Below are 13,543 nucleotides of genomic sequence, written 5' to 3' on the forward strand. Positions count from 1 at the left end.
GTATGGAAAAATTAAATTTTAATGATACTATCTGAAGACTTTGAAGATTTCTTAGTGCTTTTGAATAAGCATCATGTAGATTATTTGGTTGTTGGTGGTTATGCGATGGCTTTTCATGGTAAACCTAGATACACTGGTGATTTAGATATTTGGATAAATATTTCAGAAAGTAACGCAATTAAAATGCTTGCAGTGATTAATGAGTTTGGGTTTTCTGGTTTAGGTTTTTCGGAACAGGATTTCCTTAAAGAAAATTTAATCAATCAAATCGGTTATCCGCCATTGAGAATAGATGTGATTACTAGTATAGATGGTGTTCTGTTTAACGACGCTTACGAAGAAAAAATGGAAATCGAGATAGGAGAGGATATAAAAATCAATTTCATCGGATTAAACCATCTTATTCAGAATAAAAAGATGAGCGGTAGAAAAATTGATATTGCTGACGTAGCTGATTTAGAAAAAAAGATAAAAAAAACTAAATAATCAACTCCCAAACCATCACCTTCTTATCATCTCCTGTAGAAATCAACTTGCTTCCATCGTGGCTCCAAGCCAGCTTGTTAATCGAATGGCTGTGGCCAATGCCCATTTTCTCAATGCTTGCGATCTTGTAAAGTTTAAAATTCTCGGCGTCCCAAAGTTTAATGCTCTTGTCTTGACTCGCAGTAGCAAAGTAGGGTAGCATAGGATGGAAAACAATATCGTAAATGCCAAACATATGTGCTGGAATACTCTGAACTAGTTCATAACTTGGCAAGTTCCAAACTTTCAATTGTGCATCTCTACTTCCAGAAATCAAATATTTTCCCTTTGGGTGATATGCTAACGAAGTAACGCCCAAAGTATGCTCTGTTAGCGTGCGCTTTAAACTGTAGTCTTCCGAGTTGTAAATATGGATGGTACTGTCTTTGCAGCCAAATGCAATTTCTTTTTCATCTGGAGATACGGCAATGCATCGTACGGTATCAGCAGAAATAGGTAATCTATAAAGCTCTTTAAAACTGTTTAACGACCAAATGGCCACTGTGCCATCTTCACTACTGGTTAGCAATTCGTTTTTATAGGCGATGGTTTGCATGCCGAATATCGGTTTAGAATGAGCATTTACTCTCGCCACAATTTCCTGCTTAATAAAATCAAAAACAGAAAAAGCGCCACTTCTTTCTCCTATAAACAGCTGGTTGTTGTAATTGTGTAAATAGTAAACAGAACTTTGTACAGGTAGTTTTACCATCACAAATGCCATTTTGTTTAACGACCATTCTACTACACCTTTGTCATTTCCAGCGGTAAAGAAAATTCCTTCCTTGTCAGATTTTGCAAGTGCATAAACTGGGTTTTGATGCCCTGTGAAAGTGTGTAGGTGTTTCAGCATATTACAAAAGTAAGGATAATTAACGGTCGCTAAATTTAATAATTGTCATCATTTAGCCGTCTATATGTCTTTGGGAGCTTACACTTATCTCAGTTTTTTGCTTATTTAATTTCGGATTACACATCCGAAGGTGGGTAAGGTCGGGATTGCAAATCCCGACCAGCGCTAGTGTTTCCCTCTTCCAAAGGGGCGGTCGAAGATCGACGTGTTTTAGTTAAAAGACAATCTAAACTTCATTTCCTTACTGACTCTTAAAAATCATCAAGCCTGAAAACAATTTTTGTTTAGATTTGTAGTCTAATAACTTAAACAAAATGTATTGGTACGATGGGTATCGTCGCTAAATATTCCATAAAAGAACTTGAAGTCCTGACCGGAATTCGTGCAGCTACGCTACGGATGTGGGAAAAGCGATACCAAATCATCAAGCCACTGCGCACCCAAACCAATATCCGTTATTATGCCAATGAGCACCTTAAGCTATTGCTAAATGTAAATGTGCTTAACCGAAATGGCATCAAAATCTCCCATATAGCTAAAATGAGCTCAAGAGAGATTGCAGACAAAGTAAAAGACTTGAGTTTTGTGAAAACAGGAGATGATGACCTGTTCGATGGTTTGATGCTAAGTATGATAGATTTGGATGAAAACTTATTCCATCAAGCATTTTATAAAGCTGTTGCGAGATTAGGCTTTGAAGATACCATTAACCGTATCATATTCCCGTTTTTTAGTAGAATAGGAATTTTGTGGCAAATCGATTCCATTAATCCAGCACAAGAACATTTTATTAGCAACATGGTAAGGCAAAAATTGATTGCCGCTATTGATAATGCCACAACTAAAACAAATGCCTCTGCCAAAAAAGTATTGATGTTTCTGCCCGAAAGCGAGCTTCATGAATTGGGTATATTGTTCCTTAATTATATCTTAAAAAACAAAGGTTACCGTACGATTTATTTAGGTCAAGCAGTACCGTTAAGTGATTTGCCCCGTATCCTAGAAATCAGTGATCCAGATATTTTAATCACCAGTGTTTCTAATTCCATTTCGCTTGGCGATATCACTTCCTTCACCAATAAACTATCGGTGGTTCCTGCCAATAAAAAGGTGTTTATAGCCAGTAATGCCATCTACGAGGCGCAGGCTGAGCTTCCATCTCACTTCAAAATATTTGAAAATCTTAAGCAGTTAGCTGCCGAGTTTTAAATTTATTAGTTGTAACTTACTAGCTAATAAATGACCTACATCATTATCAAGCTATTCTTGATTTTTTTTTTCTTGTTTAGTTTTTGTGTTTAAAAGTTAAACAAAATAAATGTATGTTTGTTGTACACCCAAAGATGAATCAAAAAACTTCCCCAAAAACTGTAATTATTGGAGCTGGCTTTGCTGGCTTAAGTGCAGCTATTACTTTGGCAGATAGCGGTCATAGCGTAACTGTAGTCGAAAAAAATACAGAAATAGGCGGAAGAGCAAGGGTGTTTAAAAAAGACGGTTTTACCTTTGATATGGGCCCAAGTTGGTACTGGATGCCAGAAGTAATGGAGAAATTCTTCAACCAATTTGGTAAATCAACTGCAGATTATTTCGAACTCAAACGTCTAGATCCTTCTTATCAGGTAATTTATGGAAAGGATGATTTACTTTCTGTACCTGCCGATTATCAATCATTAAAACAATCTTTTGAAGAAATTGAGGAGGGAAGTTCTGTTCAATTAGATAAATTCTTAGCTGAGGCACAATATAAATACGACGTCGGAATTAATGAATTTGTACATAAACCAGGCTTAAGTATTTTCGAGTTTATGGATTTGAAAGTGCTGAAGGCGGCATCTAAATTAGATTTGTTACAGTCATTCGCAAAACACGTCCGCCGTTATTTTAAATCACCAAAACTACTGCAACTGTTAGAGTTTCCAGTTTTGTTTCTGGGAGCTGTTCCTAAAAATATCCCTGCGTTATATAGTATGATGAACTATGCAGACATCAAGTTAGGAACTTGGTATCCAATGGGCGGTTTTGGTAAGCTTGCGGAGGCCATGTATTTGTTGGCTGTAGAAAAAGGAGTGGAGTTTAAAACTGGCACGGTAGTAAAATCAATTGAAGTATTGGATGGTAAAGCTAAAAAAGTAATTACTGAAAATGGAGAAATCGATGCAGATATAGTGATTGGCGCCGGTGATTATCATCATATAGACCAACATCTATTGCCGAAATCGTTAAGAAATTATTCTGAAAGCTATTGGGATAAGCGGGTGATGGCACCTTCATGCTTATTGTATTATATAGGGGTCAATAAAAAGCTTCCCAAATTACAGCACCATAATCTCTTTTTCGAAACTGATTTTGATACGCATGCTAAAGCTATTTACGAGACACAGCAATGGCCTGAAAACCCATTGTATTATGTGTGTTGCCCATCAAAAACAGATGAATCCGTAGCGCCAGAAGCAATGGAAAATCTTTTTATGTTGATTCCAGTAGCGCCGGGTTTACAGGATACCGAAGAGATTAGAGCTAAATATTTCGATGAATTAGTAGAGAGGTTGGAAGGTTTTTGTGGTGAAAAGTTCAAGGAAAATATCGTTAGCAAAACCACTTACGCCTATTCCGATTTCGTGAAAGATTACAATGCATTTAAAGGTAATGCCTATGGTTTAGCGAACACCTTAGGACAAACTGCAGTTTTAAAACCATCTATCAAAAATAAGAAAGTAAAGAATTTGTACTATACAGGTCAACTCACTGTTCCCGGTCCTGGCGTTCCCCCAGCCATTATCTCCGGACAAGTAGTAGCCAATTATATCGTAAAGCACCAAAACTAATTTTTATGAAAGCACTGTTCGACCAGGTTTCTGCCAAATGCAGCCAAATCACCACCCAAAAGTATAGTACTTCCTTTTCGTTAGGCATTAAATTTCTGTCGCCAACTATTCGTCCAGCTATTTTTGCTATTTACGGCTTTGTAAGACTGGCAGATGAAGTAGTAGATTCTTTTCATGAATATGATAGAAAAGGGCTTTTGGTGCAGTTAAGAGAGGAAACTTATGCAGCTTTAGAAAATAAAATCAGTCTTAACCCAATTATCAATAGCTTTCAGCAAACGGTACATCAATATCAAATAGATGTAGAACTGATTGAGGCTTTTTTAGATAGCATGGAGATGGATTTGGATAAGCAGGTTTACACCAAACAACTGTACGATAAATACATTTTTGGTTCGGCGGAAGTGGTTGGATTGATGTGCTTGAAAGTATTTTGTAATGGTGATGCCAATGAATATAACCATTTGCGTCATTCGGCGATGAAGCTGGGTTCTGCTTTCCAAAAAGTAAATTTTTTAAGGGATATTAAAGCAGACCATTTTGAATTGGGTAGAATGTACTTTCCAAATATGGATTTCAATTGTTTTACGGAAGAAGATAAGGCACTGATAGAGCAAGAAATAAAAGCTGAGTTTGATGAAGCCCTAAATGGGATTGTAAAATTGCCGAGATGCGCTAAAAAGGGCGTATATTTAGCCTATATTTATTATAAATCACTATTCAGGAAAATACAGGAAATTCCTGCTAAGCACATTATGGAAAAAAGGGTACGAGTGCCCGATTTCCAAAAGGCGTTGCTCATGTTAAACACCTTTTTTGTGCCGCAGGCTCCAGAAAGATTATCAACAAATGTGGGCTAAACCAGTTTTACTATTTATTTCAACACTATTTATTATCTCTACTGATACCTCTAAGCAAAACATTAGAACCATGTATGCAAAGTCGGTAGAAAGTAAACAGACGGCTAAAAATCTACTTTCAGTATTAGAAAAACAAGAACAAAATGCCTTTGTGGTAGGTTACGCTGGAGCTACTAAAATGATTATGGCTAAGCATGTTTTCAATCCAATCACAAAACTCCATTATTTTAATGCTGGCAAGAAGATGTTGAATAAAGCTATCGCAAAGGAGAATGGTAATGTAGAGCTAGTATTTTTAAGATATGCAACACAAGTTTCTGCACCTTCCATATTGGGATACAACGATAACATCGATACAGATAAAAAGCAAATCTTAAGAGGTTTGAACAATGATAAAATAGACGAACAATTGGCGAAAACCATCATTTCGTTTATGAAGAAACAAGAATTAACACCTGAGGAAAAACAACAATTAACTGGCTTAGCCAAATGATAGAGGAAGTAATTTTAGTAGATGCGGAAGATACAGAGATTGGCTTGATGGAGAAGATGCAAGCGCATCGAGAAGCAAAACTTCACCGTGCTTTTTCTGTTTTTCTACTGAATGATGAAAATGAAGTGCTGTTGCAGCGCCGTGCTTTTAAAAAATACCATTGCGGTGGTATGTGGACTAACGCTTGTTGTAGTCACCCTAGGGCGGGAGAAACGTTGCAGGCTGCGGTAGATAGACGCTTGGAAGAGGAAATGGGAATTGCTTGCGAGACCAATTGGGTTTACAGTTTTATTTACAAAGCTAATGTGGGTGAAGGTTTGTTTGAGCATGAATTTGACCATGTTTTCTTCGGGAGATTTTCCGGTACGCCGAAACCTGATGAAAATGAAGTGTCTGATTGGGCATATGTTACCTTGGCAGAGCTGAAGAAAGATGTGAAAGTTAACCCAGATAAATATACCCCTTGGTTTAAAATCATTTTAGCAGAAGTTTTAGATAAAAATATATTAGATAAGGTAATTTAGAATGAAGAAATACGAGTTATACCGAGAAACTGAATTGCCAATTACCATGTTAGCCGCTTGGGATTTCTTTAGTAATCCTACTAATCTTTCTAAAATTACTCCCGCAGAAATGGATTTTAAGGTGGTAACTAGCAATTTGCCTCAACATATTCACAATGGTTTAATTATCGAATATGTAGTTAGACCTTTAGCTGGTGTTCCTTTAAAGTGGATAAGCCAAATCAGTTCGGTAAATGCCCCACATTCATTTGTAGACGAGCAGTTGAAAGGCCCTTACGCTTATTGGCATCACGAACATACTTTCGAAGAAAAGGGAGGAAAGGTATTGATGAAGGATAAAGTGACTTACGCTGTACCTTTTGGGGTGTTGGGGCAATTGGCAAATAAGTTAGTCGTTAGAAGTAAGTTGGAGGAAATATTCAATTACAGAACTAAAAAAATACTGGAATTCTTTAAAGCGGATTAACAATGATTTGGATAATTATAGCCTGCGTACTAGGAACTTTCGTCGTCATGGAATCGGTGGCTTGGCTAGCTCACAAATACTTGATGCACGGTTTTTTATGGTACTTACACAAAGACCACCATAAGAAAGATGATGGACAAGTTTTTGAAAAAAACGATTTCTTTTTCGTGCTTTTTGCTACACCGGCTATCATTTTGTTCCTTGTAGGTTCCATATATGGCAATGTAGTTATGATGTCGATAGCGGGAGGAATTACACTTTATGGATTTTGCTATTTTATGGTACATGATATCTTCATCCACCAACGTTTCAAATGGTTTCGTAATACGAATAATATCTACTTAAAAGCGATTAGAAGGGCACATAAAATGCATCATAAACATTTAGGTAAACACCATGGCGAGTGTTTTGGAATGCTTTGGGTGCCGTTCAAATATTTCAGAGAAGCTTATCGCCAACAAAAAATGCAGCAACAAAAATCATGAAGCAATACACTTATTTACTGGTTAACTTTTTTTCGGTAATTGTTCCTTTTATTGCTTCTTTTCATCCAAGGCTGATGTTTTGGAAGAATGTAAGAGCTTTTTTGCCAGCCAATATCATCACTACAGTTTTGTTTTTAGTGTGGGATGTTTGGTTTACCGAAAAAGGCGTATGGGGCTTCAATCCAGATTATGTAGTAGGAATTTTTATTTGGGGATTGCCTATTGAAGAAATTCTGTTTTTTCTCTGCATTCCTTACGCTTGCTTGTTCTCTTATCACTGTTTTGGTGTTTGGAAGGAATTGGGCTTGCGAACTTACCCTACAAAAGTGATTTCAATAGTGTTGGTGCTCTTTGGTGTAGTAATGCTGTTTTTGTTCTATAACAAGATGTACCCAATGATGAACTTCTTGGTTTTTATCTTGCTTACTTCGTATTTAGCTTTCATCAAAAAGCCTAGCTGGTTGGGTCAGTTTTATTTCACTTACCTCATCATGATTATTCCGTTCCTAATCGTTAATGGTGTGTTAACTGGCACAGGATTAGATGCGCCTATAGTTTGGTATAATCCTGAAGAAATTATGGGTATTCGTATTAGAACTATTCCTTTTGAGGATGTTTTCTACGGAATGAGTTTGATCGGCTTGAATATTCTGCTTTACGAAGGTTTTTTAACGAAGCTGAAATATAGTAGGGGAGTTATATAACTCCTGCCGTCATTTCGACGAAGTATGAGGAGAAATCTAGCATTAGTAATCATGTTTATGCTATATTCTTCCCTACGGTCGAATGACGAAGAGCAGAGAAGAGCCTTTTTGTATAGTATTTTCGTCATTGCGAGGCACGAAGCAATCTCTATACGCTTTAAGATTGCTTCGTGCCTCGCAATGATGCGTTGGAGCAGTAGCTCGAATAATTAGCATTCTCTCCCTTTTAGGGAGAGAGGGTTACTATTCCGCTTTTCAAGATTTGTAATTTCGACTCAATTAGCGGCGGATTTTAAATCTGCAGTTTGATAGTTCCGGATTGCAAATCCGGAACAGCCAAGTTCTAGAAAGAAAGTTTACTTATGCCTCTTCTCTAAGTTCTCAGCAATATCTTTCAAACTCAAGCCTTTTTCCTTTAGTAAAAACATTAAGTGAAACACCAAGTCAGAAGCTTCGCCGATTAAGTCTTCTCTAGTTTCTGCTAAAGCTGCAATAACTGTTTCTACACCTTCTTCACCAACTTTTTGAGCAATTTTATTTAAACCCTTTTTACGCATCTTATTGATATAAGAACCTTCCACAGGGTTTTCATACCTATCATTAATGATGTTCTCCAATTCAAAGATAAAGTTCTGGTTGTATTCCGTTTTAAAGCAGCTACGGGCACCTGTATGACAAGTTGGACCAACTGGCTTAGCTTTAATCAAGATGGTATCGTTGTCGCAATCAATAGCGATAGATTGCACGAACAAGAAGTTGCCACTTTCTTCGCCTTTGGTCCATAAGCGGTTTTTAGAGCGAGAGAAAAAGGTTACTTTGCCCTCTTGCTGTGTTTTCTCGAAAGCTTCCGCATTCATATAACCCAGCATCAAAACTTCTAAAGTTTGGTTGTCCTGTACCACTACGGGAACTAGGCCGTCGGTTTTTGTAAAATCTATTTGATTGGTGTTTATATTGCTCATTTGTTTTTTCCTTTGTTCGGTCGTCATTGCGAGCACGAAGCAATCTCTATGCGCTTTAAGATTGCTTCGTGCCTCGCAATGACGAGAACTATATATCTAGCGTTTTATATCCTCACTGGTATATTATTTCTACTCAATTCTTGTTTTAAATCTGGTATTAAAATCTCGCCGTAGTGAAACACAGAAGCAGCTAAAGCAGCATCAACATTCGCTTTTTGGAAAACTTCGGTAAAGTGCTCCATGCTGCCAGCTCCACCGGAAGCAATAATTGGAATGTTGATGTTATCGTTAATCTTCTTCAGTAAACCACAATCGAAGCCAGCTTTTGTTCCGTCATGATCCATAGAAGTGAGTAGGATCTCTCCAGCACCTAATTCTTCAGCTTGCTTAATCCAACTTTCGGTTTGTAGTTCAGTAATTAACCTGCCACCATTGAGATGAACCATGTTCCTGCCATCTACATATTTTGTATCTACAGCAACCACTACAAACTGTACTCCGAAAGCTTTTGCTAATTCTTCAATCAGTTCAGGTCTACGTACCGCCGCCGAATTAATACTGATTTTATCCGCACCAGCGTTTAACAAAGCTTCCGCATCTGCAATTTCGGTAATACCACCACCAATGGTAAATGGAATGTTCAATTGTCTAGCTACCGATTTCACCATTTCAATCATCGTTTTACGACGTTCGTGGGTAGCAGTAATATCTAAGAAGACCAACTCATCAGCACCTTGTTGCGCATATTGAGCAGCTAATTCTACAGGATCGCCTGCATCACGTAAATCAACGAAGTTTACACCTTTTACGGTGCGACCGTCTTTTACGTCAAGGCATGGAATAATTCTTTTACTCAGCATATTGTTTGGTTCCGTCATTGCGAGGCACGAAGCAATCTTAAAGCGTATAGAGATTGCTTCGTGCCTCGCAATGACGAGTATAAGTCTAGGGGGTTATATCGAACTCAACTGTTGTAAATTCCAATCTTTCACCTCTTCAATAGAAATACGATTTTCGTAAATCGCTTTACCCACAACCACGCTTCTTATAGGCAATTCGGCAAGCTCTTTAATGTCATCCATAGAACTTACACCGCCCGATGCAATTAATTTAATCATAGGAGAGTGGTCTAATAGTTTTTTATAAAGGTCTACAGCAGCACCTCCTAACTTGCCATCCTTATTAATATCTGTACATAAGAAACGGAAAAAGCCCAAAGCCAAGCATTTGTCAACGTAATCCATCAATTTAATTGGCGAACTTTCCATCCATCCCGAGTATTTGATTACTTCGTCCAATACATCAATAGCAATTACGATACGGTTGGCATAATCATCTTTTTTAGCAAAAGCTTCGCTCAGTTGAGGTAAGAAATCAGGATTGCTAATCGCTTGCGTACCCACAATTACGCGGTGAATACCAGCATCCAATAAGTTGGTTACTTGCTCAATGGTGCGGATACCGCCACCATATTGCACCTTCATGTCTGTTTTTTTGATGATATCAAAAAGTGCCTTTTGATTACTGAAATCGCCTTTTGCACCATTTAAATCAATGATATGGATAAAGTCTGTACCATTAGAACGGTATTGCTCAATCATGTCTTCGATAGACACATTGTATTCAGTTTTCTGATTGTAATCGCCTTCACGTAAACGAACTACCTTGCCGTCTAAAATATCAATTGCTGGAATGATGTACATTTTTTTAAGTTTAAAAAGGTTATAAGTTGTAGGTTATAAGTTTTTGATCGGCATGGGCTAATTATCACATCAGCTCATCCTCAAATCATCACATTAAAAAAGTTATTTAAAAGTTGCTCTCCGGCTTCTCCAGACTTCTCTGGGTGGAACTGAACGCCAAAGAAATTATCTTTTTGTATTGCTGCCGAGAACTTGTTGCCATAAGTTACAGAGGCGATGTCAAAAATAGGGTTATATTCAATAAAATAAGAATGAACAAAATAAAATTGTGCAAGAGGTTTAACATTGATAAACAGCGAATTGTTTGCGAAATTTACGTTGTTCCATCCCATGTGCGGGATTTTTATGCCTAGCTCTTTATCGAATAGTTTAGTTTTTACCGGAGCAATATTTAGTAAGTCAGCATTTCCCTCTTCAGAATGAGCCGTAAGTAGTTGCATACCAACACAAATACCTAAAACAGGTTTCTTTAAAGCTTTAATGGCTTCTACTAATCCGGTTTGTTTTAGTTTTTCCATCGCCGCACCTGCATGACCAACACCTGGGATGATGATATGGCTATGCTTTTCCAAATCGGCTTCGGTATTTACCATTTCGTACGGAATTTGTTGCCTTTCTAGCGCTGCAGTTAGCGAGAAAATGTTTCCCGCCCCGTAATTTACAATCCCGATGCTGTTGTTTTTTGTGTTGTTATCCATTTTGTTTTTCATTTTATGAAAATGAATGTTGGTGTCTTATAGGTGCTGTAGCCCCGCTATATGCTTTACTTCGGGTAAACACATAGGTTTACCACTACGTGTTCGCTGCTATCGGGTTTAATTAACTTCTGTTCCGTCCTTCGTATTGCCTTTCATAAGTCCGTCATTGCTTTTATTTCTCGTCATTGCGAAGGGGTTATCCAATCGTAACTCTAAAATCTTACTTCGTAAATTAAAGAACTCCTTTTGTACTCGGTAATACCATTTTCTCCGCATCACGTTTAACTGCCATCTTTATCGCTTTTGCAAAAGCTTTAAAAATCGCTTCAATTTTGTGGTGCTCGTTGTCGCCTTCTGCTTTAATGTTCAGATTACACTTAGCAGCATCACTAAACGATTTAAAGAAGTGGAAAAACATTTCCGTAGGTACATCGCCCACACGTTCACGTTTAAACTCTGCATCCCAAACAATCCAAGCACGACCACCAAAATCAATTGCTGCTTGAGCCAAGCAATCGTCCATTGGTAGGCAAAAGCCATAACGCTCAATGCCTAGTTTGTTGCCGATAGCCTTTGCAAAAGCTTCGCCCAAAGCAATTCCGGTATCTTCAATGGTGTGATGCTCGTCAATATGTAAATCACCTTTGGTCAAAATATCCAAATCCATCCCACCGTGACGAGCAATTTGGTCCAGCATATGGTCAAAAAAGTTCAAGCCCGTTTCAATTTTAGCTTTACCTGTGCCGTCTAAATCCAGCTTAATGCTGATGTTAGTTTCGTTGGTATTGCGTTCGTGCCTAACCGTTCTGGCACCACCACGTAAAAAGGTGTAAATGTCTTCCCAATTTTTGGTTTCTAAAGCGATGATGTCGCTTAAGGTTTCGTATTTTTCTAGATTTTCGGTAGATCCTAAAATATCATTGTTGCGGATGTAAATTCCTTTAGCCCCTAAATTTTTTGCCAAAACGATGTCGTTTAATCTGTCGCCAATTACGAAAGAGTTTTTCAAATCGTACTCTTCTCCAAAATATTTGGTGAGCAGGGCAGTGCCAGGTTTACGGGTTGGTGCGTTATCTTTTGCAAATGTTTTGTCAATTATTATCTCATCAAATACTACACCTTCTGCAGCATAAGTGTCTACAATAAAGTTTTGTATCGGCCAAAAATTTTCTTCCGGATGCGAAGTTGTGCCTAAACCATCCTGATTGGTAACCATCACTAATTTGTAGTCTAACTCTGTGGCAATCTTCGAAAGATAGTATAATGCTCGTGGATAAAACTTCAGCTTTGCGAAACTATCTACCTGCTCGTCATCTGGTTCAATGTTCAAGGTTCCATCTCTATCGATGAATAAAATCTTAGTCATTATAGTTGTTCTAGTGCGGTTAAAAGTTGGTTGTTTTCTTCTACGGTTCCAACGGTGATCCGTAGGCAATCATCGCAAAGGACTACTTTAGAACGGTCTCTTACAATAATTCCTTGGTTTACCAATTGGTGGTAAACGCCATGAGCATCATCAATTTGAGCTAAAATGAAATTGGCATCAGAAGGATAAATCTTTCTTACCTTCTCCAATCTGCTCAAAGCATTGCCTAATCTATCTCTTTCGCTAACGGTGAGTTTAATCCATTCGTTTACCTGTTGGATATTTTCTAACGCTGCTAAGGCCAAATCTTGCGTAGCCTGATTGATGTTGTAAGGAGGTTTTACCTTGTTCAGGATATCGATAACGTGAGTTGATGAAAAAGCCATGCCCAAACGTAAGGCGGCCAATCCCCAAGCTTTGGAGAAGGTTTGCAATACCACAAGGTTTCCATACTCTGTTAATTCTTGAATAAAGGTCTTCTGTCTTGCGAAATTAATGTAAGCCTCATCAATTACTACCAAGCCCTTAAAGTTGGCTAAGATCGTCTCTATGTCCGTCCTATTTAGAGAATTTCCAGTAGGGTTGTTTGGCGAGCAGATGAAAATCATCTTGGTGTTTGCATCAATGGTTTCCGAAATCGTTTCTAAATCCAGTTGGAAATCTGGCGTTAGGTTCACTTTGCGTACCTCTACATCGTTGATATTTGCCGATACTTCGTACATGCCGTAAGTAGGTGGAAGAATAATCACATTGTCTTTTCCTGGATTGCAAAATGCTCTGAATAGCAAATCAATTGCCTCATCGCTGCCATTGCCTAGAAAAGTGTTCTCAATAGGCACACCCTTAATTTTGCTAATTGCATCTTTCAAATCTAATTGCAAAGGGTCTGGGTAGCGGTTATAATCTGCGGGTAGCGGCGAGCCAAAACTGTTCTCATTGGCATCTAAATACACACTAGCCTGACCTTTAAATTCGTCCCTAGCAGTAGAGTAGGGGCTAAGGTTTTTTATATTTTCTCGTTGTAAATCTCTTACGTCCATGGTGGTTGTTTCGTTGTTTTGTTTTTTGGTTGTTTT

At 38.0% G+C, this 13,543-nt stretch carries 16 protein-coding genes; 9 read left to right on the forward strand and 7 right to left on the reverse strand.

Annotated elements, in window-relative coordinates:
• Positions 1 to 21 precede the first annotated feature (21 nt).
• Complete coding sequence (locus tag CRO54_RS01915; protein WP_240774991.1) at positions 22 to 486, forward strand: hypothetical protein; 465 nt, start codon at positions 22 to 24, stop codon at positions 484 to 486.
• On the opposite strand, the gene CRO54_RS01920 is transcribed toward CRO54_RS01915, so the two are convergent.
• Positions 479 to 1,378, reverse strand: a complete 900-nt coding sequence (locus tag CRO54_RS01920; RefSeq protein ID WP_097128058.1) for a WD40 repeat domain-containing protein — start codon at positions 1,376 to 1,378, stop codon at positions 479 to 481. The genes CRO54_RS01915 and CRO54_RS01920 overlap by 8 nt on opposite strands.
• Positions 1,379 to 1,705: 327 nt before the next feature.
• Here CRO54_RS01920 and CRO54_RS01925 point away from each other — a divergent pair, with 327 nt between their 5' ends.
• From CRO54_RS01925 to CRO54_RS01960, 8 genes are all read left to right on the forward strand, one after another.
• Positions 1,706 to 2,587 carry a MerR family transcriptional regulator gene (locus CRO54_RS01925; RefSeq protein WP_097128060.1) on the forward strand — a complete coding sequence of 294 codons (882 nt, stop codon included), beginning with the start codon at positions 1,706 to 1,708 and terminating at the stop codon, positions 2,585 to 2,587.
• A 113-nt stretch (positions 2,588 to 2,700) separates the two neighbouring features.
• A complete protein-coding gene (locus tag CRO54_RS01930) occupies positions 2,701 to 4,206 on the forward strand; it encodes a phytoene desaturase family protein (protein ID WP_240774992.1) in 1,506 nt (501 codons plus the stop codon).
• A 5-nt stretch (positions 4,207 to 4,211) separates the two neighbouring features.
• The gene (locus CRO54_RS01935) at positions 4,212 to 5,066 is read left to right on the forward strand and encodes a phytoene/squalene synthase family protein (protein ID WP_097128062.1); all 855 of its coding nucleotides are present in this window, start codon (positions 4,212 to 4,214) and stop codon (positions 5,064 to 5,066) included.
• The gene (locus tag CRO54_RS01940; RefSeq protein WP_097128065.1) at positions 5,056 to 5,559 is read left to right on the forward strand and encodes a hypothetical protein; all 504 of its coding nucleotides are present in this window, start codon (positions 5,056 to 5,058) and stop codon (positions 5,557 to 5,559) included. Before CRO54_RS01935 ends, CRO54_RS01940 begins: the two co-directional genes overlap by 11 nt.
• Positions 5,556 to 6,083 carry an isopentenyl-diphosphate Delta-isomerase gene (gene idi / locus CRO54_RS01945; protein ID WP_097128067.1) on the forward strand — a complete coding sequence of 176 codons (528 nt, stop codon included), beginning with the start codon at positions 5,556 to 5,558 and terminating at the stop codon, positions 6,081 to 6,083. Before CRO54_RS01940 ends, idi begins: the two co-directional genes overlap by 4 nt.
• A gap of 1 nt (position 6,084) precedes the next feature.
• Complete coding sequence (locus CRO54_RS01950; RefSeq protein WP_097128070.1) at positions 6,085 to 6,549, forward strand: SRPBCC family protein; 465 nt, start codon at positions 6,085 to 6,087, stop codon at positions 6,547 to 6,549.
• A gap of 2 nt (positions 6,550 to 6,551) precedes the next feature.
• Positions 6,552 to 7,034 (forward strand): sterol desaturase family protein, encoded by a 483-nt coding sequence (locus CRO54_RS01955; RefSeq protein WP_097128073.1) that lies wholly within the window; start codon positions 6,552 to 6,554, stop codon positions 7,032 to 7,034.
• Positions 7,031 to 7,738 (forward strand): lycopene cyclase domain-containing protein, encoded by a 708-nt coding sequence (locus CRO54_RS01960; protein WP_097128075.1) that lies wholly within the window; start codon positions 7,031 to 7,033, stop codon positions 7,736 to 7,738. The genes CRO54_RS01955 and CRO54_RS01960 overlap by 4 nt, the downstream gene beginning before the upstream one ends.
• A 356-nt stretch (positions 7,739 to 8,094) precedes the next feature.
• Here the strand turns inward: CRO54_RS01960 and hisIE are convergent, their stop codons facing one another.
• The 6 genes from hisIE to hisC all read right to left on the reverse strand — a co-directional run bounded on the left by hisIE (position 8,095) and on the right by hisC (position 13,507).
• The gene (gene hisIE / locus CRO54_RS01965) at positions 8,095 to 8,727 is read right to left on the reverse strand and encodes a bifunctional phosphoribosyl-AMP cyclohydrolase/phosphoribosyl-ATP diphosphatase HisIE (protein WP_262710514.1); all 633 of its coding nucleotides are present in this window, start codon (positions 8,725 to 8,727) and stop codon (positions 8,095 to 8,097) included.
• Positions 8,728 to 8,804: 77 nt separating this feature from the next.
• Complete coding sequence (gene hisF / locus CRO54_RS01970; protein ID WP_097129859.1) at positions 8,805 to 9,560, reverse strand: imidazole glycerol phosphate synthase subunit HisF; 756 nt, start codon at positions 9,558 to 9,560, stop codon at positions 8,805 to 8,807.
• Between the two features lie 93 nt (positions 9,561 to 9,653).
• A complete protein-coding gene (hisA, locus tag CRO54_RS01975; RefSeq protein ID WP_097128078.1) occupies positions 9,654 to 10,403 on the reverse strand; it encodes a 1-(5-phosphoribosyl)-5-[(5-phosphoribosylamino)methylideneamino]imidazole-4-carboxamide isomerase in 750 nt (249 codons plus the stop codon).
• Between the two features lie 80 nt (positions 10,404 to 10,483).
• Positions 10,484 to 11,101: an imidazole glycerol phosphate synthase subunit HisH gene (hisH, locus tag CRO54_RS01980; protein ID WP_097129861.1), complete on the reverse strand. Its 618-nt coding sequence runs from the start codon at positions 11,099 to 11,101 to the stop codon at positions 10,484 to 10,486.
• 232 nt (positions 11,102 to 11,333) lie between these two features.
• Positions 11,334 to 12,467, reverse strand: a complete 1,134-nt coding sequence (hisB, locus tag CRO54_RS01985) for a bifunctional histidinol-phosphatase/imidazoleglycerol-phosphate dehydratase HisB (RefSeq protein ID WP_097128081.1) — start codon at positions 12,465 to 12,467, stop codon at positions 11,334 to 11,336.
• The gene (gene hisC, locus CRO54_RS01990; RefSeq protein WP_097128083.1) at positions 12,467 to 13,507 is read right to left on the reverse strand and encodes a histidinol-phosphate transaminase; all 1,041 of its coding nucleotides are present in this window, start codon (positions 13,505 to 13,507) and stop codon (positions 12,467 to 12,469) included. Before hisC ends, hisB begins: the two co-directional genes overlap by 1 nt.
• Between the last annotated feature and the right edge of the window lie 36 nt (positions 13,508 to 13,543).

The organism is Pedobacter xixiisoli (assembly GCF_900215335.1).
GTDB lineage: Bacteria > Bacteroidota > Bacteroidia > Sphingobacteriales > Sphingobacteriaceae > Pedobacter > Pedobacter xixiisoli.